This window comes from Pikeienuella sp. (genome assembly GCF_046290545.1).
Taxonomy (GTDB): Bacteria; Pseudomonadota; Alphaproteobacteria; order Rhodobacterales; family Rhodobacteraceae; genus Pikeienuella.
Genome location: NZ_JBKAGV010000017.1, coordinates 684,295 through 703,947, shown reverse-complemented (window position 1 = coordinate 703,947; position 19,653 = coordinate 684,295). Strand labels below are relative to the sequence as shown.

Annotated in this window: 17 protein-coding genes; 5 read left to right on the top strand and 12 right to left on the bottom strand. The window is 69.1% G+C overall.

Annotated features, from left to right (window positions below; translation table 11 throughout):
- Positions 1-54 precede the first annotated feature (54 nt).
- From ACE37J_RS19860 to ACE37J_RS19850, 3 genes are all read left to right on the top strand, one after another.
- Positions 55-1,656, top strand: coding sequence for a murein L,D-transpeptidase (locus tag ACE37J_RS19860; RefSeq protein WP_409714804.1), 1,602 nt, complete (start codon positions 55-57; stop codon positions 1,654-1,656).
- Between the two features lie 75 nt (positions 1,657-1,731).
- The gene (locus ACE37J_RS19855; protein WP_409714802.1) at positions 1,732-1,995 is read left to right on the top strand and encodes an acyl carrier protein; all 264 of its coding nucleotides are present in this window, start codon (positions 1,732-1,734) and stop codon (positions 1,993-1,995) included.
- A 5-nt stretch (positions 1,996-2,000) separates the two neighbouring features.
- Positions 2,001-3,212: a beta-ketoacyl-[acyl-carrier-protein] synthase family protein gene (locus ACE37J_RS19850; protein WP_409714799.1), complete on the top strand. Its 1,212-nt coding sequence runs from the start codon at positions 2,001-2,003 to the stop codon at positions 3,210-3,212.
- Positions 3,213-3,339: 127 nt separating this feature from the next.
- Here ACE37J_RS19850 and gap read toward each other — a convergent pair whose 3' ends face one another.
- On the bottom strand, positions 3,340-4,341 hold the full coding sequence (gene gap, locus ACE37J_RS19845) for a type I glyceraldehyde-3-phosphate dehydrogenase (RefSeq protein WP_409714796.1): 1,002 nt from the start codon (positions 4,339-4,341) through the stop codon (positions 3,340-3,342).
- A 142-nt stretch (positions 4,342-4,483) separates the two neighbouring features.
- On the opposite strand from gap, the gene ACE37J_RS19840 reads away from it, so the two are divergent.
- On the top strand, positions 4,484-5,395 hold the full coding sequence (locus ACE37J_RS19840) for an alpha/beta hydrolase family esterase (protein ID WP_409714793.1): 912 nt from the start codon (positions 4,484-4,486) through the stop codon (positions 5,393-5,395).
- Here the strand turns inward: ACE37J_RS19840 and ACE37J_RS19835 are convergent, their stop codons facing one another.
- Entirely contained in the window at positions 5,396-6,910 is a 1,515-nt protein-coding gene (locus tag ACE37J_RS19835; RefSeq protein WP_409714790.1) for an acyl-CoA synthetase, read from the bottom strand.
- 179 nt (positions 6,911-7,089) lie between these two features.
- Here ACE37J_RS19835 and ACE37J_RS19830 point away from each other — a divergent pair, with 179 nt between their 5' ends.
- Positions 7,090-8,445, top strand: a complete 1,356-nt coding sequence (locus ACE37J_RS19830) for a calcium-binding protein (protein WP_409714787.1) — start codon at positions 7,090-7,092, stop codon at positions 8,443-8,445.
- Between the two features lie 3 nt (positions 8,446-8,448).
- On the opposite strand, the gene ACE37J_RS19825 is transcribed toward ACE37J_RS19830, so the two are convergent.
- The 10 genes from ACE37J_RS19825 to ACE37J_RS19780 all read right to left on the bottom strand — a co-directional run bounded on the left by ACE37J_RS19825 (position 8,449) and on the right by ACE37J_RS19780 (position 19,645).
- Positions 8,449-9,432, bottom strand: a complete 984-nt coding sequence (locus tag ACE37J_RS19825) for an aldo/keto reductase (RefSeq protein ID WP_409714784.1) — start codon at positions 9,430-9,432, stop codon at positions 8,449-8,451.
- Positions 9,429-10,196 (bottom strand): SDR family NAD(P)-dependent oxidoreductase, encoded by a 768-nt coding sequence (locus tag ACE37J_RS19820; protein ID WP_409714781.1) that lies wholly within the window; start codon positions 10,194-10,196, stop codon positions 9,429-9,431. Before ACE37J_RS19820 ends, ACE37J_RS19825 begins: the two co-directional genes overlap by 4 nt.
- A gap of 332 nt (positions 10,197-10,528) precedes the next feature.
- The gene (locus ACE37J_RS19815; protein WP_409714778.1) at positions 10,529-10,957 is read right to left on the bottom strand and encodes a GFA family protein; all 429 of its coding nucleotides are present in this window, start codon (positions 10,955-10,957) and stop codon (positions 10,529-10,531) included.
- Between the two features lie 76 nt (positions 10,958-11,033).
- The gene (locus tag ACE37J_RS19810) at positions 11,034-12,617 is read right to left on the bottom strand and encodes an ABC transporter ATP-binding protein (RefSeq protein WP_409714775.1); all 1,584 of its coding nucleotides are present in this window, start codon (positions 12,615-12,617) and stop codon (positions 11,034-11,036) included.
- Positions 12,614-13,672 (bottom strand): ABC transporter permease, encoded by a 1,059-nt coding sequence (locus ACE37J_RS19805; protein WP_409714772.1) that lies wholly within the window; start codon positions 13,670-13,672, stop codon positions 12,614-12,616. Before ACE37J_RS19805 ends, ACE37J_RS19810 begins: the two co-directional genes overlap by 4 nt.
- Positions 13,673-14,755 carry a microcin C ABC transporter permease YejB gene (locus tag ACE37J_RS19800; RefSeq protein WP_409714769.1) on the bottom strand — a complete coding sequence of 361 codons (1,083 nt, stop codon included), beginning with the start codon at positions 14,753-14,755 and terminating at the stop codon, positions 13,673-13,675.
- Between the two features lie 44 nt (positions 14,756-14,799).
- Positions 14,800-15,315 (bottom strand): CC0125/CC1285 family lipoprotein, encoded by a 516-nt coding sequence (locus ACE37J_RS19795; RefSeq protein ID WP_409714766.1) that lies wholly within the window; start codon positions 15,313-15,315, stop codon positions 14,800-14,802.
- Positions 15,316-15,365: 50 nt separating this feature from the next.
- Positions 15,366-15,779: a universal stress protein gene (locus ACE37J_RS19790; RefSeq protein WP_409714763.1), complete on the bottom strand. Its 414-nt coding sequence runs from the start codon at positions 15,777-15,779 to the stop codon at positions 15,366-15,368.
- 198 nt (positions 15,780-15,977) lie between these two features.
- Entirely contained in the window at positions 15,978-17,801 is a 1,824-nt protein-coding gene (locus tag ACE37J_RS19785; protein ID WP_409714761.1) for an extracellular solute-binding protein, read from the bottom strand.
- Complete coding sequence (locus tag ACE37J_RS19780; protein WP_409714758.1) at positions 17,798-19,645, bottom strand: extracellular solute-binding protein; 1,848 nt, start codon at positions 19,643-19,645, stop codon at positions 17,798-17,800. Before ACE37J_RS19780 ends, ACE37J_RS19785 begins: the two co-directional genes overlap by 4 nt.
- Positions 19,646-19,653 lie beyond the last annotated feature (8 nt).

Here is a 19,653-nt window from a genome sequence, read left to right as displayed (position 1 = left end):
CCGAGGGAGCTTAAGATGCGGAAGTCGTTCCAAGACTGTGCCTCAGGAGCAACAGTGACCAGCATTTCGACCATACTGCGCGCTATTGTCGCACCCGCCGTCATCCTCGCCGCAGGCTTCGCCAACGCCGATTCGGATCGGGAGGCGCTGCGCATCGCGCTGATGCAGCAAGAGAGCGGCCCGGAGGCCGCGGTCTCGCATTACGAGTTGCACGACTACCGGCGGCTTTGGGCATCGGACGAGGCGGCGGCGGCGCTCTTCGCAGCGCTTCGCTTGGCCCCGGAACATGGCCTGTCCGAGGCGCGCTACGGCGCGGACCGGCTGGAGCGGATGCGGGCCGAGGCGCGCGGCGCTCCGGCGGCGATGGCCGCGGCGGAACTGGCGATGACGCGGGCCGCCCTCCTTTACGCCCGCGACCTCTCTTCCGGAATGCTGGAGCCGCGACGGATCGACCGGGACCTTCTCATCGCCCCCCCGCGGCCCGACGAGGCGGCGCTGCTCGCCATGCTCGCCGCCGCGCCGGCAGAAACGCTCGCCGCGCTCGCACCCGCCGATCCGGGCTATGCGCGCCTCGTCACGATGCTCGCAGACCTGCGCGCGCTGCCAGAGGAGGCGTGGGGAGAGACCGCGCCCGGCGGCGCGACGCTCCGGCTTGGCGACCGGGACCCGCGCGTCGCCGCGCTCCGCGCGCGACTCGTGCGCAAGGGCGATCATGGCGGCGTCGCCGCCGGGGGCGACCCAGAAGTCTTCGACGCCGGGCTCGAGGCCGACGTTCGCGCCTTCCAGCGCCGGCACGGGCTGAACGACGACGGCGCGGCGGGCCAACGCACGCTCGATGCGATCAACACACCGCTGGTGGACAGGATCGGGCAGGTCATCGTCAGCATGGAGCGCGCGCGCTGGACCAACCGGGAGCGCGGGCGCCGGCATGTCTACGTCAATCAGGCGGACTTCACGGTGCGCCTTGTCGAAGACGGGGCGACGCTGTTCGAAGAGCGCGTGGTCGTCGGCGCGCGGCGGCACCGGACGCCGGAATTCTCCGACGAAATGGAGTACCTCGTCTTCAATCCGACCTGGCACGTGCCGCGCAGCATCGCCTCGGAGGAAATCCTGCCGCTGCTGCAGGAGGACCCCGAATATCTCTCCAAGAAGAACATGCGCCTTGTCTCCCGCTCCGGCGACGCGCCGCCGGACCCGGCGATGACCGACTGGTCGCTCTATTCCCGGGCGGACTTCCCCTATTCGGTAAAGCAGGCGCCCGGCCCGGGCAACGCGCTCGGCCGCGTGAAGTTCATGTTCCCGAACGCCCACGCGATCTATCTTCACGACACGCCTTCGAAGAACCTCTTCGCGAAGGATGCGCGGGCGTTCAGCCATGGCTGTGTGCGGGTGCAGGACCCGCTGCGCTTCGCGGAACTGCTGCTCGCGCCGCAGATGGATGACCCGACGGGGCGGATCAGCCGCATTCTCGACACCGGCCGAGAAACGGTGGTTCGGCTCGATACGCCGGTTCCGGTCCATCTCGACTATCGCACCGCCTGGGCGGACGAGGCGGGGCTCTGGCAGTTCCGCGACGACGTCTACGGGCGGGACGGCCGGATTCTCTCCGCGCTCCTCGCCGCCGGGGTCGTTCTCACGCCGGAGGCGGACGGTTGACGGGCGCTTTCCGCCTTTCCGCCGCCGCGGGGAGTCGTTAAAGGTTCGGCGACAAGAGCACCCGAGGGCCGCGCAATGAGCGACGAGATCGCGCGAAAAGTCATCGAGATCATCGCGGAACAGGCCCTGCTGAAGCCTGAGGAAGTGACGCTCGACTCCTCTCCGGAAAGTCTCGGGCTGGATTCGCTCGGCCTTGTCGAGATCGTCTTTGCGATTGAGGAGGCATTCGACGTCTCCGTTCCTTTCAACGCCAACGACCCGACGGCCTCGGATTTCGACATCTCCAGTGTCGGCAAGATCGTCGACGCGGTGCGCGCGCTCGCCGGCGAGCGGGCCTGAACCGCGTGTCACGGCGCGTCGCCGTCACCGGGCTGGGACTCGTTTCTGCGCTCGGGCTCGACAGGGCAGCCCATTTCGCAGGGCTGCGCGAGGGGCGCAACGGGGTCTCCGAGATCGAGATCACGGATGTGGAACGGCTCAGCGTGCGCATCGGCGCACAGGCGCGCGCTTATGTCGGCGAAGACCGGTTCGACCGGCAGGAGCTCGCGCTCCTCGACCGCACCACGCAGATGGCGCTGACCGCGGCGGCGGAGGCGATGGCGGAGGCCGGGCTCTCGCTTTCGGAGGAGGAGGCGCTGAGAACCGGCGTCGTCATGGGCACGGCGCTCACGGGGATGGAGACGATTGACGGGAATTACCGCGCCGTCTTCCAGGAGGGGAAGAACCGGGTCCATCCGTTCATCGTGCCGCGGCTTATGACAAGCGCGGGAGCGAGCCAGATCTCCATGCGGCACGGGCTCCGCGGGCCGAGCTGGACGGTGACGACCGCCTGCTCCTCCTCCAACCACGCGATCGGGCAGGCGTTCCACCTCGTGCGCTCCGGCGCGGCGGACGTGATGCTGGCGGGGGGCGCGGAGGCGCCGCTCGTCTTCGGCGTGATGAAGGCCTGGGAGGGCCTCCGCGTCATGTCGAAGGACGCCTGCCGCCCCTTTTCCCGCACCCGGAACGGAATGGTGCAGGGCGAGGGCGCAGCCGTGCTGGTGCTGGAGGAAATGGAGCGGGCGAAGGCGCGCGGCGCCCGCATCTGGGGTGAGGTCGCCGGCTTCGGCATGACGGCGGACGCCTCCGACATCGTGACGCCGAGCCAGGACGGCGCAGCGCGGGCGATCCGCGCGGCGCTCTCCGACGCCGGCATGGCGGCGGACGAGGTCGGCTATGTGAACGCGCATGGCACGGCGACGGCGGCGAACGACCGGACCGAATGCGCGGCGATCAGGGAAGCGCTTGGCGCGGCGGCGGAGCGCGTCTCCGTCTCCTCCACCAAGTCGATGCACGGGCACGCCATCGGCGCGGCCGGGGCGCTGGAGGCTGCGGCCGCGCTCCTCGCGTTGTCGGAAGGGGTGATCCCGCCGACGATCGGCCATGAGGAGCCGGACCCGGACTGCGACCTCGACGTCACGCCGAACGAGGCGCGGGAACGGGCGGTTACGGCCGCGCTCTCAAACTCCTTCGCCTTCGGCGGGCTAAATGCCGTGCTGGCCTTCCGGAAGGTCTGACCCGGCGCGCACACGGCGTGCACGGGGCGCAAGCCTATGAAATAAAACCTTTTCCAGAAGGTCTCTGCGCGGGATCAGGGCGCCGCCAAGCGGCGCCCGCGCATCGTCAGGAGGGCCGGCGCCCCGCTCAGAGCAGCTTGCCCATCGCGACCGCGACGTCGCCCATCCTGTTGGAGAAGCCCCATTCGTTGTCATACCAGGTAAGGATGCGGCAGAGGCCGCCCTTCATCGCCTTGGTCTGGTCGAGATGGAAGATCGAGGATCGGGGATCGTGGTTGAAGTCCATCGAGACGTTCGGCTGGTCGGTATAGCCGAGCACGCCCTTCAGCGGCCCGTCCGCCGCCGCTACGATGGCGGCGTTGATCGCCTCCGCGGTCGCCGGCTTCGCGGTGCGGAACTTCAGGTCCACCACGGAGACGTTCGGCGTCGGCACGCGGATCGCCACGCCGTCGAGCTTGCCGTTGAGATCGGGCAGGACGAGGCCGACCGCCTTCGCCGCGCCCGTCGAGGTCGGGATCATCGACATCGCCGCGGCGCGACCGCGGTAGAGATCCTTGTGCATCGTGTCGAGCGTCGGCTGGTCGCCCGTATAGGAGTGGATCGTCGTCATGAACCCCTCCTCGATCCCGAACGCGTCGTTCAGGACCTTGGCCACCGGCGCGAGGCAGTTGGTGGTGCAGGAGGCGTTGGAGATGACGATGTCGTCCGCCGTCAACTCGTGATGGTTCACGCCGTAGACCACCGTCCGGTCCGCGCCCGTCGCCGGGGCGGAGACGATGACGCGCTTCGAGCCGTTCTTCAGGTGCAGCGCGGCCTTCTCCCGGTCCGTGAAGATGCCGGTGCATTCGAGCGCGATGTCGACGTCGCCCCAGGGCAGGTCGGCCGGGTTCCGCTCGGCGGAGACCTTGATCGGCCCGCGCCCGAAATCGATCGTGTCGCCCGCCACCTTCACCTCGAAGGGGAAGCGGCCATGCACGCTGTCGAAGCGGAGGAGATGCGCGTTCGTCTCGACCGGGCCGAGATCGTTGATCGCCACGACCTCGATATCCGTGCGCCCGCTCTCCGCGATGGCGCGGAGCACGTTCCGCCCAATCCGCCCGAACCCGTTGATCCCCACTTTCACGGCCATGCGCGCCTCCTCACGATTCCTGCGGCTTCTTTCCGTCGCGCGCGGCCATACGGCGCGTGGCGGAAAAATTCAATGCGGCGGAGGGGCGAAGCGGGGCAGTCGCGCCTATCTCGACCGTGGTCGGAGAGGAAAAGGAGACCCCATGCGCGTCATCGCCGCCCTGCTCATCGCGCTCTTCGCCGCAGTCGGGGCGCTCCCTGCCGCCGCCTTCGAGAGCCGCCGCATCACCATCGAGCATGACGGGCGGAGCCGGACCGCGCTGATCGACGCGCGGGCGGATGCGCGGGATGCGCCGGTGCTGATCGGCCTGCATGGCGGGCTCGCAGGGCCCATGTCCGTCCGCCGCCGGGCGCAGGTCACTCTCGCCGCGGAAGGCTGGGTCGTACTATGGCCCTATGCGGTGGAGGAGGGGGACTGGAACGACGGGCGGCGAGACGATGACGGGCGGCTGTTCGACGATGCGGATGATGTGGGCTTCCTCCGGGCGCTCGTCGCGCGGCTGGCGCAGGCGGGAGTCGCGGACCTTTCCCGCGTCTATGTCGCGGGCCCCTCGCTCGGCGGGACGATGGCGCTGAAGCTCCTCTGCGACGCGCCCGACCTCGTCGCCGGCGCGGCCGTCGCCATCGCGAGCCTGCCCGCGGGCGCGGATTGCGCGGGGGGGCCGCCGCGCCCCGTCCTCCTCCTCCACGGCACGGCGGACCGGATCATGCCGGAGGATGGCGGGCGGATCGGCGGCTGGAGCCCGCTGGTGCGGGAGCGGGGGGATGTGCGGCCCGTCTCCGAGACGATGGAGATTCTCGCGGCGCGGAACGGCTGCAACGGCTATGCGGAGAGCGCCCTGCCCGACCGCGCGGCGGATGACGGCTCGACCGTGAGGCTCCGCGCCTATGAGGGCTGCGAGGCCCCGCTCCTCCACTACATCGTGGAGGGCGGCGGGCACGCCTGGCCCGGCTCCCGCGCCTCCCGCCTCGAAGGGATCGTCGGCGCGACCAACCGGGACATTTCCGCGACGGCGGAAATCGAACGCTTCTTCCGGGCGCTGGCGGAGGGGTGATCAGCCGCCGGGCCGCTCCCTCAATTCCCGCTTCAGCACCTTGCCGGTGGCGTTCCGGGGCAGCGCCTCCACGAACTCCACATGCGCGGGGATCTTGAAGCGGGCGAGCTTGCCCTGGCAGTGCCCGATCACGTCATCCGCGGTCAGCGCCGCGCCCGGCTTCACGGCGACGAAGGCGCAGCCGACCTCGCCCCAGCGCTCGTCCGGCATGCCGACCACGGCGGCCTCCGCGACGCCGGGGAGGGCGTAGAGCACGTTCTCCACCTCCGCCGGATAGACGTTTTCCCCGCCCGAAATGTACATGTCCTTCCAGCGGTCGACGATCCAGAGGTCGCCCTCCGCATCGATCTTCGCGGCGTCGCCGGTGCGGAACCAGCCGCCGACGAATTCCTTCGCGTTCGCCTCGGGGCGGTTCCAGTAGCCCGGCGTGATGTTGGCGCCCTTGCACCAGAGCTCCCCGATCTCGCCCGGCGCGGCCTCCGCCCCGTCCTCCCGCACGATCTTCAGCTCGGTATGGAGCGCGGGGCGCCCGGCGCTGCCGGGCTTGGCGAAGGCGGTCTCCGGCGTCTGGATCGAGACGCAGGGGCTCGTCTCCGTCATCCCGAAGCCCTGCACGATGGCGATTCCCTTCGCCTTGTAGGCTTCGAGGAGCGGCACCGGCGTCGGCGCCCCGCCCACCGCGGCGGTGCGGACGCGGGAGAAATCCGCCTCCGCGAACCCGGGATGCTGGCTCATGAAGAGATAGACGGCGGGCACGGCGAGGAAGTGGCTCACCTTCCGCGCCGGGTCCGAGATGACCTCCAGCGCCGGGCCAGGCTCGAAGGCGCGCATGATGAGGGAGGAGCCGCCGGCGTGCAGCAGAACGGTGGTGAAGGTGTTGAGCCCGCCCGTGTGGAAGAGCGGCAGCATCGTGAAGCCGACGCTTTCCGGCCCGACGCCGGAGGGCGTGCCGAGATTGACGGCGTTCCAGAAGCACATGCCGTAGGTGTTCGGCGCGCCCTTGGGCCTGCCGGTAGTGCCGGAGGTGTACATCACCGTCCATGTGTCCTCATGCGCCATGATCTCGAGCCTCACGTCGCCGTCGGAGGCGCCGACGGCCTGCTCGTAGGGCGAGGGCGCGCCGCCGCCCGTCGTCTCGATCACGTGCGGGGCGCGGTGTGAGAGCGCGGAGACAAGTTCGGCCATGGCACCGTCGTGGATCAGGACCCGGGGGTCCGAATCGCTCAGGATGAAGTCCACTTCCGGCGCAGCGAGCCGCCAGTTGATGGGGAGGAAGATCGCTCCGATCTTCGCACAGGCGGAATGGATCTCCATCACGTCCGTGGAGTTCATCGCCAGCACGGCCACCCTGTCCCCCCGTTTCACGCCGCAGGCGCGGGAGAGATGGGCGGCGAGGCGGCGGCAGCGATCCTCCGCCTCGGCATAGGTGAAGGCCCGGCCGGAATGGAGGTCTTCCCAGCAGGGCGCGGCGGGGCGGTGCAGGGCGTGGTGCGAAAGCCAGTCGTAATGGCGCATTCGGGGCTCCCTTTATCGGCCGGTCTGCGCCGGCGCCGCCCGAGCCTAGGGCCGCGGCGCAGGCCCGCGCAAGCCGCCTCCTCCGTTTGCTTTCGCGAAGACTCCGATGTTAATGATTCGGTGGGGGGCGTGTTCATACGAGGTGACTTATGGCGTCTTCCCGCGGGCCGTCCGGCCGCATGGTGGTTACCGATCTCGCCGGGATCGGCATCAACATGCGCGACACCAGCGCCTTCACCGCCAATGACGGCGACTTCATCCAGGAAGACGGCGCGATCTCCGGCGGGACGTTCGAGGTGGAAGGCCGCTACACGACGTCCGAGCCGCGCTTCGGCTTCGCCTCCGGGCTCGTCGCGGGCGACAATTCGCTGATCTTCGAGACCTTTGTCATCAGCACGACGCGGATCGACCTGATAGACACGAACACGCCGCAGGATGGGCTGGACGGGCTCGTCTGGCTGATCGACGGCATCGCGACGACCTTCTCCCCGTCCCCGAACGGGGGCGATCTGTCCACTTTCGACCTCTCGGGGAACGAGACGCTGGAGGGCGCAAGCTTCGCCGATACGCTCTTCGGCGGCGCGGGGGATGACAGCCTCGTCGGCGGCGGCGGGGATGACGACCTTTCCGGCGACGGGGGGAATGACACGATTCTCGGCGGCGCAGGGGATGACCGGATCGCCGGCGGGGCCGGGGCGAATGTGACCGATGGCGGCGCCGGCGCGGACATCCTTCTGCTCGATGGCGCATTTTCGGACTATACGGTGACGCAGACCGGTTCGGGCGTGACGCTCACGCGGGCCGGCGAGTCCCATGTCGTTCTGAATGTCGAGGCGTTCCAGTTCACGGACGGGTCGCGGAGCCTCTCCGGCCTGTTTTCGCCGGACGCGCCCACAGGCCCCACCGAGGGCGACGACCGGCTGACAGGGACGCCCGGCCCCGACAGAATCGCGGCGCTTGGCGGCGACGACACGGTGCGGGGCCTCGGCGATGACGACACGCTCCTCGGACAGAACGGAGACGACATCCTCCGCGGCGGCGGCGGCGACGACGAACTGAAGGGCGGCGGCGGCGCCGACACGCTGGTCGGGCAGAGCGGGAACGACACGCTCAGGGGCGGCGGCGACGACGACCTCCTGAAGGGCGGGGTCGGTGACGACCGGATGATCGGCATGGGCGGCGACGACAGGCTCAAGGGCGGCGGCGGAGCCGACTTCCTTAAGGGCGGCGGCGGCGCGGATCGGCTGATCGGCGGCGGCGGGGCCGACACGATCGAGGGCAACAAGGGCGACGACACGCTGAAAGGCGGAAACGGGCCCGACACGTTCCGCTTCAAGCCCGGCGACGGGGACGACGTGATCCAGCGATTCCAGCAGGGGGTCGATCAGGTCGAATTCAAGCGGGGCGTCGCGGGCTTCGGCGCGCTCGAGATCGAGCAGCAAGGCGACGATGTGCTCGTCTCCTACAAGCGCGGGTCGATTCTCTTCGAAAACCAGAACGCCGGCGCCTTCGACGCCGACGATTTCATCTTCTGAGCCTCAGCAGAAGCGCTCCGGCCCGACCCACTGGGCGGCGTTGTAGCGGTCTCCGTGCGCCCAGCCGACGGGGAGGATCGCCTCGACGGCGGCGACCTCCTCCGGCGTGAGCGGCAGCGCCTCCGCCGCCTCGCGGAGATGGGCGGGGGAGCGGGTGCCGGGGATGGGGATCACGTGCTCGCCCTGCGCGAGCAGCCAGCCGATGGCGAGGGAGGCGGCGGGGCGGCCCCATTGGGCGGCGAGCGTCCTGAACCTGTCCGTCAGCGCCAGGTTGGTGGAGAGGTTCGGCTCCTGAAAGCGGGGATTGCCCTTCAGGAAGTCGATCTTCGCCACGGCTTCGGCGCCATGCGGCCTGTCCGTCAGCAACCCGCGGCCGACGGGGGAGAAGGCGACGAGGGCGACGCCGAGTTCGGCGCAAGTTTGCAGGAGGCCGAGCTCCGGCTGGCGCGTGGAAAGGGAATATTCCGACTGGACGGCGGCGACCAGGTTGACCGCGTGGGCGCGGCGGAGGGAGGCGGGCGCGATCTCGGAATAGCCGGTGGCCTTCGCCTTGCCGGATTTCTCCAGCGCCGCGAGCGTCTCCGCCACCTCCTCGATCGGAACCTCCGGGTCCCGCCGGTGGACATAGTAGAGGTCCACCGCCTCCAGCCCCATGCGCTTCAGGCTCTTCTCCAGCTCCTCCGTCAGATGCGCGTGGCTGTTGTCGAAGCGGCGGTTCCCCGCCGCGTCGCGCGTGATGCCGCCCTTGGTGGCGATGTGGAAGGGGCAGGCGCCGCCGCGCCGCTTCAGCCAGGCGCCGATCCGCTCCTCCGACCGGCCCATGCCGTAGACGTTCGAGGTGTCGATATGGTCGACGCCGAGGTCGAGGCAGGAATCGAGGATGGCGAAGGAGCTTTCCTCGCTCGCCGGGCCGTAGAAATCGGAGAAGGACATGGCGCCGTAGCCGACGGCGCCGACCTCCGCCCCGGCGATCTTCCGGCGGATCATTTCGGCGCCATCCGGATCGCCCCATCGAGCCGCACCGTCTCCCCGTTCAGCATCGGGTTCTCGATCATGTGGCGGGCGAGGGCGGCGTATTCGCCGGGCTGGCCGAGGCGGGAGGGGAAGGGGACCTGCGCGCCGAGGCTGCGCTGAGCCTCCTCCGGCAGGCCCTGCAGCATCGGCGTGATGAAGAGGCCGGGGGCGATGGTCAGGACGCGGACGCCTGAGCGGGAAAGGTCCCGCGCCATCGGCAGGGTGATGCCGGCGACGCCGGCCTTCGAGGCGGCGTAGGCGATCTGCCCGATCTGCCCGTCGAAGGCGGCGACGGAGGCGGTGTTGATGATGACCCCGCGCTCCCCGTCATCGTTCGCGGGTTCCGTGGCGGCCATGCCGGCGGCGGATTCGGCGGCGCAATGGAAGGTGCCGATCAGGTTCACGCCGATCACGGCGGCGAATTTCGCAGCGTCATGGGGCTTGCCCTCGCGCGTCACGGTCCGCTCCGCGGGGGCGATGCCGGCGCAATTGACGAGCACGCGCTCCGTCCCGTGCGCGGCGCGGGCGGCGGCGAAGCCCGCAGCTACGGAGGCGGCGTCGGCCACGTTCACCTTCACGAAGATCCCGCCGATCTCCTTCGCCACGGCCTCGCCCGCCGCCTCGTTCATGTCGAAGAGGGCGACCTTCGCGCCGAGCCCGGCGAGCATCCGCGCCGTCGCCTCGCCAAGCCCCGATGCGCCGCCGGTGACGACAGCGGCGATTCCGTTGATGTTCATGTGACGGTTTCCCTTCTTTCAGCGCGGCGCGCCGTGTTCCGGGCCTGAGTAAAGGCGGGGCGGGCGCATCGCAAGGCGGGGCGGGGCGGGCGGGCGGTGAACAGCGCTTGGCCGATACGCCCCGCGTATCGGCCCGCGGCCGCCCGCCCCCAGGCGGCCGCGAGACGCGGCCACCCGGGCGGCCGCGGGCCGATGCAGCAGTTCGGGAAAGCTTGGCGCCCCTCGGGCTCCGGCTTGCGCCTCCGCCCGAACGGCCCCTGCGGCTCTCCCCCGGAGAGCCGCTTTCCGGGGCCGTGGCGCGCCTCGGAAGCCAGAGCGCGAAGAGGAAGCCCCTACTCCGCCAGCATCTCCCCCGAGCCGCCCGCATCCTTTGGCAGGTCGCGGAACTTCGGCAATCCGTCCTTCAGCGGCAGAACGCTCTCGCCATAGAAGACATGCATCATCGGCTTGAACGGAAAATCGGGGATCGTCGCGGCGTAGACATCCGTGAAGCCCATGCCGGGATGAGCGGACATGATGTGGCCGCCGCATGTCCCGCACCATTTGCGATGGCTGTGCTCGGTCTTGTTGTAGGTCTCGATCAGCTCCTCACCCTTCGTGACCGTCACCGCGTCCGGCGCCCAGAGCGAGAAGGCGTTGACCGGGCCGGCGGACCAGCTGCGGCAGCTCTCGCAATGGCAATAGCCCATCAGCGCGGGCGCGCCCGTCGCCTCGATCTCCACGGAACCGCAGAAGCATTTTCCCTTGTAGGTGTCGGTCATTGGCGTCTCCTCCTCTCGCCCCGGCTGTTCCGCCGGCGGGGGGGAGAGTGCGCCCGCCGGGCGCGGCGGGCAAGGGCTACCGCCCGAACGCCGCCTTCATCAGCGCCTGCGTGTAGGCATGCGTCGGCGCGTCGATCACCGAGAGCGCCTCGCCCTGCTCCACGATCTCCCCCGCCTTCATCACCATCACCCGGTGGGAGACGGCGCGGATCACCTTCAGGTCGTGGCTGATGAAGATGTAGGCGAGGCCGTATTTCCGCTGGAGGTCGCGCAGGAGGTCGATGATCTGGGTCTGCACCGTCATGTCGAGCGCGGAGGTCGGCTCGTCCAGCACCACAAGCTTCGGCTTCAGGATCATGGCGCGGGCGATGGCGATGCGCTGGCGCTGGCCGCCGGAGAACTCGTGCGGATAGCGGTCCATCGCCTCCGGCGGCAGGCCGACCTCGCGGAGGACCTCGGCCACCGCCTCGCGCTTGTTCCCCTCCACGATTCCGCGATGGACGCCGAGCCCCTCCGCGATGATCTCGAAACAGGACATGCGGGGGGAGAGGGAGCCGTACGGGTCCTGAAAGACGATCTGCATCTCCCGCCGCAGCGGCCGGAGCGCGGAGCGGGAGAGGCCCTGCACGTCCCGCCCGATGAAGGCGATGCGCCCCTCGGAGGGAATGAGCCGCATGAGGGCGAGGGCCACGGTCGTCTTCCCCGAACCCGATTCGCCGACGACGCCCAGCGTCTCCCCTGCGCGGACCTTCACCTCCGCCCCCGTCACCGCCTTCACATGGCCGATTGTGCGGCGGAGGAAGCCGCGCCTGATGGGGAACCAGACCTTGAGGGCGGAGGCCTCCGAGATGACGGGCGCACCGGCGGCGACAGGATCAGGCCGCCCGCGCGGCTCGGAGGCGAGCAGCGTCTTCGTGTATTCATGCTGGGGGGCGGAGAAGACGCGCGCCGTCTCCCCCGTCTCCACGATCTCGCCCCGCTTCATCACCGCCACCCGGTCCGCCATCCGGCGCACGATGTTGAGGTCATGCGTGATGAAGAGCATGGAGAGCCCCTCGTCCCGCTGGAGCTGCTTCAGGAGGTCGAGGATCTGGGCCTGGATCGTCACGTCGAGCGCCGTCGTCGGCTCGTCCGCGATCAGGAGCTTGGGGCGGTTGGCGAGGGCCATCGCGACCATCACGCGCTGGCGCTGGCCGCCGGAAAGCTCGTGCGGATAGGCGGTGAGGCGGCGCTCGGCATCCGCGATCCCCACCTTGGCGAGAAGTTCGAGGATGCGCGCGCGGGCCGGGGCGCCGGCGAGGCCCTGATGGACGGCGAGGCTCTCCCCGATCTGCTTCTCGATCGTGTGGAGCGGGTTGAGCGAGGTCATCGGCTCCTGAAAGACGAAGCTGACGTCGTTGCCCCGCACCCGGCGCAATTCCGCCTCCGGCGCGCCGACCATCTCCGCCCCGTCGAAAGCGGCGGAGCCGGCGATGACGGCGGCCTTCGGCAGGAGGCCGACCGTCGCCAGCGCGGTGACGGACTTGCCCGAGCCGGATTCGCCGACGAGGGCCAGCGTCTCCCCCTTGTCCAAATGGAGCGAGACGCCCTTCACCGCCGGGTGGAGCGCGCCCTCCGACCGGAAGGAGACGGCGAGATCGCGGACGGAAAGGAGGCTCACGCGAAGGTCTTCCGCGGGTCGAACGCATCCCGCACCGCCTCGAAGATGAAGACGAGGAGGGAGAGCATGATGGCGAAGGTCAGGAAGGCCGTGATCCCGAGCCAGGGGGCCTGGAGGTTGTTTTTCCCCTGAAGCGCGAGGTCCCCCAGCGAGGGATAGGAGGCGGGGAGGCCGAGGCCGAGGAAGTCCAGCGAGGCGAGGATGGAGACGGAGCCGGCGAGGAGGAAGGGCATGATCGTCAGCGTCGCCACCATCGCGTTCGGCAGGAGATGGCGGAACATGATCGGCCAGTCCGAGACGCCGAGCGCGCGGGCGGCGCGGACATATTCGAAGTTCCGCGCGCGCAGGAATTCCGCGCGCACCACGCCCACCAGCGCCGTCCATGAGAAGAGCGTCAGCAGGAACATCAATATCCAGAAATTCGGCGTGATGATCGCGGAGACGATGATGAGGACATAGAGGGTCGGGATGTTCGACCAGATCTCCACGATCCTCTGGAAGAAGAGGTCCACCCAGCCGCCGAAGAAGCCCTGCGTCGCCCCGGCCAGCACGCCGATCAGCGAGGCCATGATGGTGACGGAGAAGCCGAAGAGGACGGAGATGCGGAAGCCGTAGATCACCCGCGCCAGCACGTCTCGCGTCTGGTCGTCCGTCCCCAGCCAGTTTTGCGCGGAGGGGGGCGCAGGCGCCGTCAGCACGTCATAGTTCGGCGTGTCGTAGCTGAAGGGGATGAGCGGCCAGATCATCCAGCCGGGCTCCTCCCGCTCGTCCAGAACCTCGTCGCCGTTGGTGCGGATCAGGTCCTGCACGAAAGGGTCGGTGTAATCCGGCTCCGTCTCGAAATCGCCGCCGAAATAGCTTTCGGGATAGAAGGTCACGAGGGGGAAGTGCAGCTCCCCCTTGAAGCGCATCGCGAGCGGCTTGTCGTTCGCGATCACCTCCGCGAAGAGCGAGAGGATGAAGAGCGCGAGGAAGATCCAGAGGGAATACCAGCCCCGCCGGTTCGCCTTGAAGTTCCGCCAGCGACGGCGGCCGATGGGGGAGAGGCGGAACACTCAGCGCCCCTCGAAATCGATGCGCGGGTCGATCTGCACATAGACGAGATCGGTGAGGAGCTGCATCACGAGGCCGATCAGCCCGAAGAGATAGAGCGTGCCGAAAACCACCGGATAATCGCGCTTCACTATGCTCTCGTAGCCGAGGAGGCCGAGCCCGTCGAGGGAGAAGATCGTCTCGATCAGCAGCGAGCCGGTGAAGAAGATCGACACGAACGCGGCGGGGAAGCCCGCGATCACGATCAGCATCGCGTTGCGGAACACATGGCCGTAGAGCACCCGCCGCTCCGCCAGCCCCTTTGCGCGGGCGGTGACGACGTATTGCTTGCCGATCTCGTCCAGAAACGAGTTCTTCGTCAGCAGCGTCAGCGTCGCGAAGCCGGAGATCGCCATGGCGAGAACCGGGAGGGCGATGTGGTGGAGATAGTCCAGCGCCCGCTCCCAGAGCGGCAGGTCCGAGGCGCCGGACGAGGCGAGGCCCCGGAGCGGGAACCACTGGAAATAGCTCCCGCCCGCAAAGAAGATCAGCAGCATGATCGCGAAGAGGAAGCCGGGGATCGCATAGCCGATGATGATGACGCCCGAGGTCCAGACGTCGAAGCGAGAGCCGTCCTTCACCGCCTTGCGGATGCCGAGCGGGATGGAGACGAGATAGGCGAGCAGCGTCGTCCAGATGCCGAGGGAGATGGAGACGGGCATCTTCTCCAGCACCAGGTCGATGACGGAGACGGAGCGGAAATAGCTCTCCCCGAAATCGAAGGTCAGGTAGTTCCAGACCATCGTGAGGAAGCGTTCGAGCGGCGGCTTGTCGAAGCCGAATTGGCGTTCGAGCTCCGCGATGAATTCCGGGTCGAGCCCTTGCGCGCCGCGATACTGCCCCTCCCCACCCTGCGCCGCCGCGCCGAGATCGCCGCCGCCGCCGGCGAAGCGCTCCGTCGCGCCGCCCGTGGCGTGGGTCAGCTCCGCGATCACCTGTTCGACCGGGCCGCCGGGCGCGAACTGGATGATCGCGAAATTGATCGCCATGATCCCGAACAGGGTCGGGACGATCAGCAGCAATCGGCGGAGGATGTAGGCGGCCATGCGCCCAAGGTGGGCGCCTGAGCGCCGAGGTCAAGCGCCGCTTCTCAGCCCTCGCGCGCCCGCGACAATCGGGGCCCGATCTCCGCCATGACGGCGCGGGCGTCGTAGGCGAGCGGGTCCTCCGCCGGCTTCTCCCCGGCGCCGACGATGATCTCCGCATGGGCGGAGAAGCGGCTGATGCGCCGCGTCTCGATCGTGTCGAGGCCGTAGCCGGGGCCGAAGCCGAAGCGGCGGTCGAAGCGGCTGCGATAGGGCCAGGGCCCGAAGCCGCCGACGACCGCGACCTCCCGCACCGTCTCGTCCGTCCCCTCGTCCACAATCCGGAACCAGTCCCCGCCCTCGCGGAGCGCGATCTCCGCGGCGCGGTGCAGCATGGCGATCTCCACCGCCTCCCGGCCCGTGACGCTGTTGCCGGCGAAGGCGACGCGCCAGCGGCCGGGCTCGATCTTCAGCTCGGTATAGCCTTCCGGGGCGCGCGCCTCCGGGTCGGCGGGGGCGTAGGCGGTCGGCTCCGCGCAGGCGGCGAGGAAAAGGGCGAAGATGACGAGGGCGCGGCGCATGGGACCTCCTCGCCCAGATATGGGCGCCGCGCCGCGCCGGCGAAAGCCGCCTAGCGCACAACGAAGACGGAGACAGGCGCGTGGCTCGCCACATAGCCGGCGTTCGAGGCGAATACGTGCTCGGCAAGGCCGGGAAGGTGACTCGCCATCACCACGGCGTCCGCCCCGAGGCGCGGGATTTCCTCCACGAGGGCGGCGCCAAGGTCCACCGCCGGGTCATGCGCGATCACCGCATCCGCCGAGGCGGGCACGCCGAGCGCGCCGGATTCCTCCGCTGCGAAAGCGTCCAGCCGCTCGCGATAGGCCTCGGGGCTCCGCGCAACGGCCCCTGGAGCCGTGCCTGTCACCCCGACAAAGACAATTTCCGCCCCTTCCGCCTTCGCCAGCTTTCCCGCCGCGTCGAGCGCGCGGCGGAGCCTGTCCTTATGGCCGAGATCGACCGGAACCATGATCCTGCTGAACATCAGAGCCTCCCTTTGGGTTTCTTCTGATCGTCACCCCACAGCAGAACATCCGCCTTGAGGGAGATCAACCGATGGTGGGCGAAGGCACTGAGCGACCGTCAAGTCATTGTTATAAAATATATAATAGTTCGCCCTGCGCCCCGGTTCCCGGGCGCCGGCCTCGCCTTCAGGCCCCTTGCCGGGGCGTCGCCGCCGCGGTCAGCCGCCCCGCTGCGCGTCAAGCGCCTCGCTCTTCCCGGAATCGAACCACCAGGTGTCGATGATCGCGCGGGAATACGGCGGCTTCGTCTCCGGCCTTCCGAACCGGTCCCACCAGGCCATCGTATGGCTGGCCTTGGACCATTGCGGGACCCAGAGATGCATCGAGCGGAGCGCCCGGTCGAGCGCGGAGACGGCGGCGGCGTGTTCCTCCGCGTTCTTCGCTCCGATGATCGCCTCGATCAGCGCGTCCACCGCCGGATTCGCGACGCCGGAGAGATTGAGCGTGTCCTCCGCCGAGGCGGATTCGGCTCCGAAGAGGTTCCACAGCTCCACGCCGGGCGTGGGCGACATCGGCATCCGGGCCACCGTCACATCGAAATCGTAGGTCTTCATCCGCGCCTGATATTGCGCAGCGTCCACCGTCCGCATTTCCGCCGTCACGCCGAGCTGTTCGAGGTTGCGGATATAGGGGCCCGTTATGCGCTCGAAGGTCGGGCTGTCATCGAGGAACTCGATGGTCAGAAGCTCCCCCGCCGCGTTCCGCCGCTTGCCATCGCCGCCGACCGTCCATCCCGCCTCGTCGAGGAGGGCGCCGGCGGCGCGCAATTCCCGTCGCATCCGGCCCGAACCGTCCGTCACCGCGGGGACGAAGGCCTCGCCCAGCGCCTCGGGAGGAAGATGCTCCATGAGCGGCTCGAGAAGCGCCCGCTCCGCCTCCGAAGGGGCGCCCTTCGCGGCGAGGGGCGAGCCCTCGAAGAAGCTCGTCGTGCGCTGGTAGAGGTCATAGAAGAGCGTGCGGTTCGACCATTCGAAGTCGAAGGCCATGCCGAGCGCCTGGCGCACGCGCGGGTCGGCGAATTTCTCCCGCCGCGTGTTGAACCAGTAGCCCTGCGTGCCCGCCGGCCGCCCGTCCGGCAGCGTGTCGCGGATCACGCGGCCATCGTTCACCGCGGGGAAGTCGTATCCGGTCGCCCAGATCTTCGAGAAGAACTCCTCGTGCATCTCGTAGGCGCCGGCCTTGAACGCCTCGAAGGCGGCCGTGTAGTCCCTGAAATACTCGTATTCGAGCCGGTCGAAATTCCAGCGCCCGACATTCACGGGCAGGTCCTTCGCCCAGTAATCCTCCCGCCGCTCGAAGGCGATGGTCCGCCCCGGCTCGAAGGCGCCGATGCGGTAGGGGCCGGAGCCGAGGAGCGGGTCGAGCGTCGATTCGCCGAAGGCGCGCCCCTCCCACCAGTGCTTCGGCAGGATCGGGATGGAGGCGGCAAGCATCGGCAGGTCCCGCGTCGAGGCGCCCGGGCGGAAGGTGAAGCGCACCCGGTCCTCCGCCAGCGCCTCCGCCTTCTCGATGGCGCCGTAGGCGATGCGGTAGCGCGGCGCGCCCTCCGCCTTCAGGATGTCGAGGGAGAAGACGACATCCTCCGCCGTGATCGGCTCCCCGTCCGCGAAGCGCGCCTCGGGGCGGAGGCGGAACTCGGCCCAGGCGCGGTCGACGGGCCAGGTGACGCTTTCCGCGACGAGGCCATAGACGGCGTCCGCCTCGTCCATCGCGCGCACCATCAGCGTGTCGAAGACGTAGAGGGAAACCTCCGCCGGCGCCTCGCCCTTCAGGATGAAGGGATTGAGGCTGTCGAACGTGTTCTGCGCGAAGGTGGAGCGGGTCTTCAGCGTTCCGCCCTTCGGCGCTTCGGCGTTCACATAGTCGAAATGGGCGAAATCCGCCGGGTATTTCAGCGCGCCGAAGGCGGAGACGCCGTGCGCGGTCGTCTCGGCGGCCGCCGGCGCGGCGAGGAGGAGCGCGGCGAGGGCGAGGCGGATCATCGCGCCGCCTCCACCGCGGCGGCCTTCGCCTCGTCCCACCACCAGACGGTCGGGAACGCCTCGCCCCGCGGCGGGAAGGGTTCGGGATGCCCGAACCTGTCCCACCACGCGATGCGGTCGAAGGGGGTGTAGAGTTGCGGGATCATGTAGTGGTTCCAGAGCAGCACACGGTCCAGCGCGCGGCTCGCCGCCTCCAGCGCCGGCCGGTCCTCCGCGAAGATGATCCTGTCGATCAGCGCGTCCACCGCCGGGTCGGCCACGCCGCCGACATTGCGGGCGCCCACGCGATCGGCCGTCGAGGAGCCCCAGAACTCCCGCTGCTCGTTGCCCGGGCTCTCGGAGTTCGAGACGCCCCAGATGATCATGTCCCAGTCGAAGCTCTCATCCTGGCTGACGCGGCGGATGTATTGCGGCGCGTCCACGATCCGGAAGCTCGCCTCGAAGCCGAGCTGCTTCAGGTTGTTGATGAAGGGGTTGATGACCCGCTCCTGTGCGTCCTGCGAGGAAAGGAACTCGATCTCGAAGGGCTGGCCCTCCGGCCCGGCGAGCTTGCCGTTCCGCACCTCCCAGCCCGCCTCCCGCAAAAGCTCCGTCGCGCGGCGCAGCTCCCGCCGGTTGCGGCCCGAACCGTCCGTCTCCGGCGGGGTCCAGGCGGGGCCGAACACCTCCTCGGGGACCTGCCCGCGCAGGCTTTCGAGGAGGGCCAGCTCGGCACCCTCCGGCGCGCCCGTCTGCATCAGGCCTTCGGAGCCCTGGAAATAGCTGCGGGGCCTTGCGTATTGCGAGAAATAGATCGTGCGGTTCGTGTGCTCGAAATCGAAGGCGAGGCCGATCGCCTCCCGCACCCGCCGGTCCTGGAATTTCGGGCGGCGGAGGTTGAAGGCGAAGGTCTGCGTGGTCTTCGGCCCATCGGTGACGACCTCCTCCCGCTTCACCAGCCCGGCGCGAGCGGCGGGGAAATCGTAGCCCTGCGCCCATTTCGAGGCGGAGTTCTCGTCCCGGAAGTCGAACTGGCCGGACTTGAAGGCCTCGAACGCCGCCTCCGCGTCGAGGAAGATCTCGTAGCGGATGCTGTCCATGTTGTGCTTGCCGATGTTCACGGGGAGGTCGGCGCCCCAATAGTCCGGCACGCGCTTGTATTCGACGAAGCGCCCGGTCTCGAAATCGCCGATCTTGTAAGGGCCGGAGGAGAGCATCGGCTCCAGCGAGGAGCGGTCGAAGTCCCGCCCCTCCCACCAGTGCTTCGGCAGGATCGCGAGCTGGCCCATGATATGCGGCAGCTCGCGGTTCCCCGTCTGGTCGAAATCGAAGCGGACGACGCCCTCGCCCATGTCGCGCGCGCCGGCCACGTTCGCGTAATAGAAGCGGTATTGCGGGTGGCCCTTCGTCACGAGGATGTCGAAGGAGAAGACGACGTCCTCCGCCGTCACCGGCCGCCCGTCATGCCAGCGCGCGCCGTCGCGGAGCTTGAAAGCGGCCCAGGACCAGTCCGCCGGGTGCTCGTACCATTCCGCGAGGAGGCCGTACTGCGTCGACCCCTGGTCGAGGGCGGAGACCATCAGCGTGTCGAAGATGAGGCCGATCCCCGTCGGCGAATTGCCCTTCACGATGAAGGGATTGAAGCTGTCGAAGGTCGACTGCGTCGCGAGCCGGGCGATTCCGCCCTTCGGCGCGGCGGGGTTCACATGGTCGAAATGCGGGAAGTCGACGGGGTATTTCAGCTCCCCGATCAGCGAGGCGCCGTGGGAGCGGACGACCCCTTCCGCAAAGGCGGGCCGGGGCAGGAGCGGGGCCGCGGCGGCGGCGGCGAGGGTCAGCGAAAAGTCGCGGCGGGTCAGGCGCATCGGTCCGG

Excerpts from the sequence above, each read along its gene's own strand:
- ACE37J_RS19840 (WP_409714793.1), top strand. The coding sequence starts at position 4,484 with ATGCGCGTCATCGCCGCCCTGCTCATCGCGCTCTTCGCCGCAGTCGGG.
- ACE37J_RS19855 (WP_409714802.1), top strand. The coding sequence starts at position 1,732 with ATGAGCGACGAGATCGCGCGAAAAGTCATCGAGATCATCGCGGAACAG.
- ACE37J_RS19815 (WP_409714778.1), bottom strand. The coding sequence starts at position 10,957 with ATGACCGACACCTACAAGGGAAAATGCTTCTGCGGTTCCGTGGAGATC.
- ACE37J_RS19830 (WP_409714787.1), top strand. The coding sequence starts at position 7,090 with ATGGTGGTTACCGATCTCGCCGGGATCGGCATCAACATGCGCGACACC.
- ACE37J_RS19785 (WP_409714761.1), bottom strand. The coding sequence starts at position 17,801 with ATGATCCGCCTCGCCCTCGCCGCGCTCCTCCTCGCCGCGCCGGCGGCC.
- ACE37J_RS19820 (WP_409714781.1), bottom strand. The coding sequence starts at position 10,196 with ATGAACATCAACGGAATCGCCGCTGTCGTCACCGGCGGCGCATCGGGG.
- ACE37J_RS19800 (WP_409714769.1), bottom strand. The coding sequence starts at position 14,755 with ATGGCCGCCTACATCCTCCGCCGATTGCTGCTGATCGTCCCGACCCTG.
- gap (WP_409714796.1), bottom strand. The coding sequence starts at position 4,341 with ATGGCCGTGAAAGTGGGGATCAACGGGTTCGGGCGGATTGGGCGGAAC.
- ACE37J_RS19780 (WP_409714758.1), bottom strand. The coding sequence starts at position 19,645 with ATGCGCCTGACCCGCCGCGACTTTTCGCTGACCCTCGCCGCCGCCGCC.
- ACE37J_RS19835 (WP_409714790.1), bottom strand. The coding sequence starts at position 6,910 with ATGCGCCATTACGACTGGCTTTCGCACCACGCCCTGCACCGCCCCGCC.
- ACE37J_RS19825 (WP_409714784.1), bottom strand. The coding sequence starts at position 9,432 with ATGATCCGCCGGAAGATCGCCGGGGCGGAGGTCGGCGCCGTCGGCTAC.
- ACE37J_RS19795 (WP_409714766.1), bottom strand. The coding sequence starts at position 15,315 with ATGCGCCGCGCCCTCGTCATCTTCGCCCTTTTCCTCGCCGCCTGCGCG.
- ACE37J_RS19790 (WP_409714763.1), bottom strand. The coding sequence starts at position 15,779 with ATGTTCAGCAGGATCATGGTTCCGGTCGATCTCGGCCATAAGGACAGG.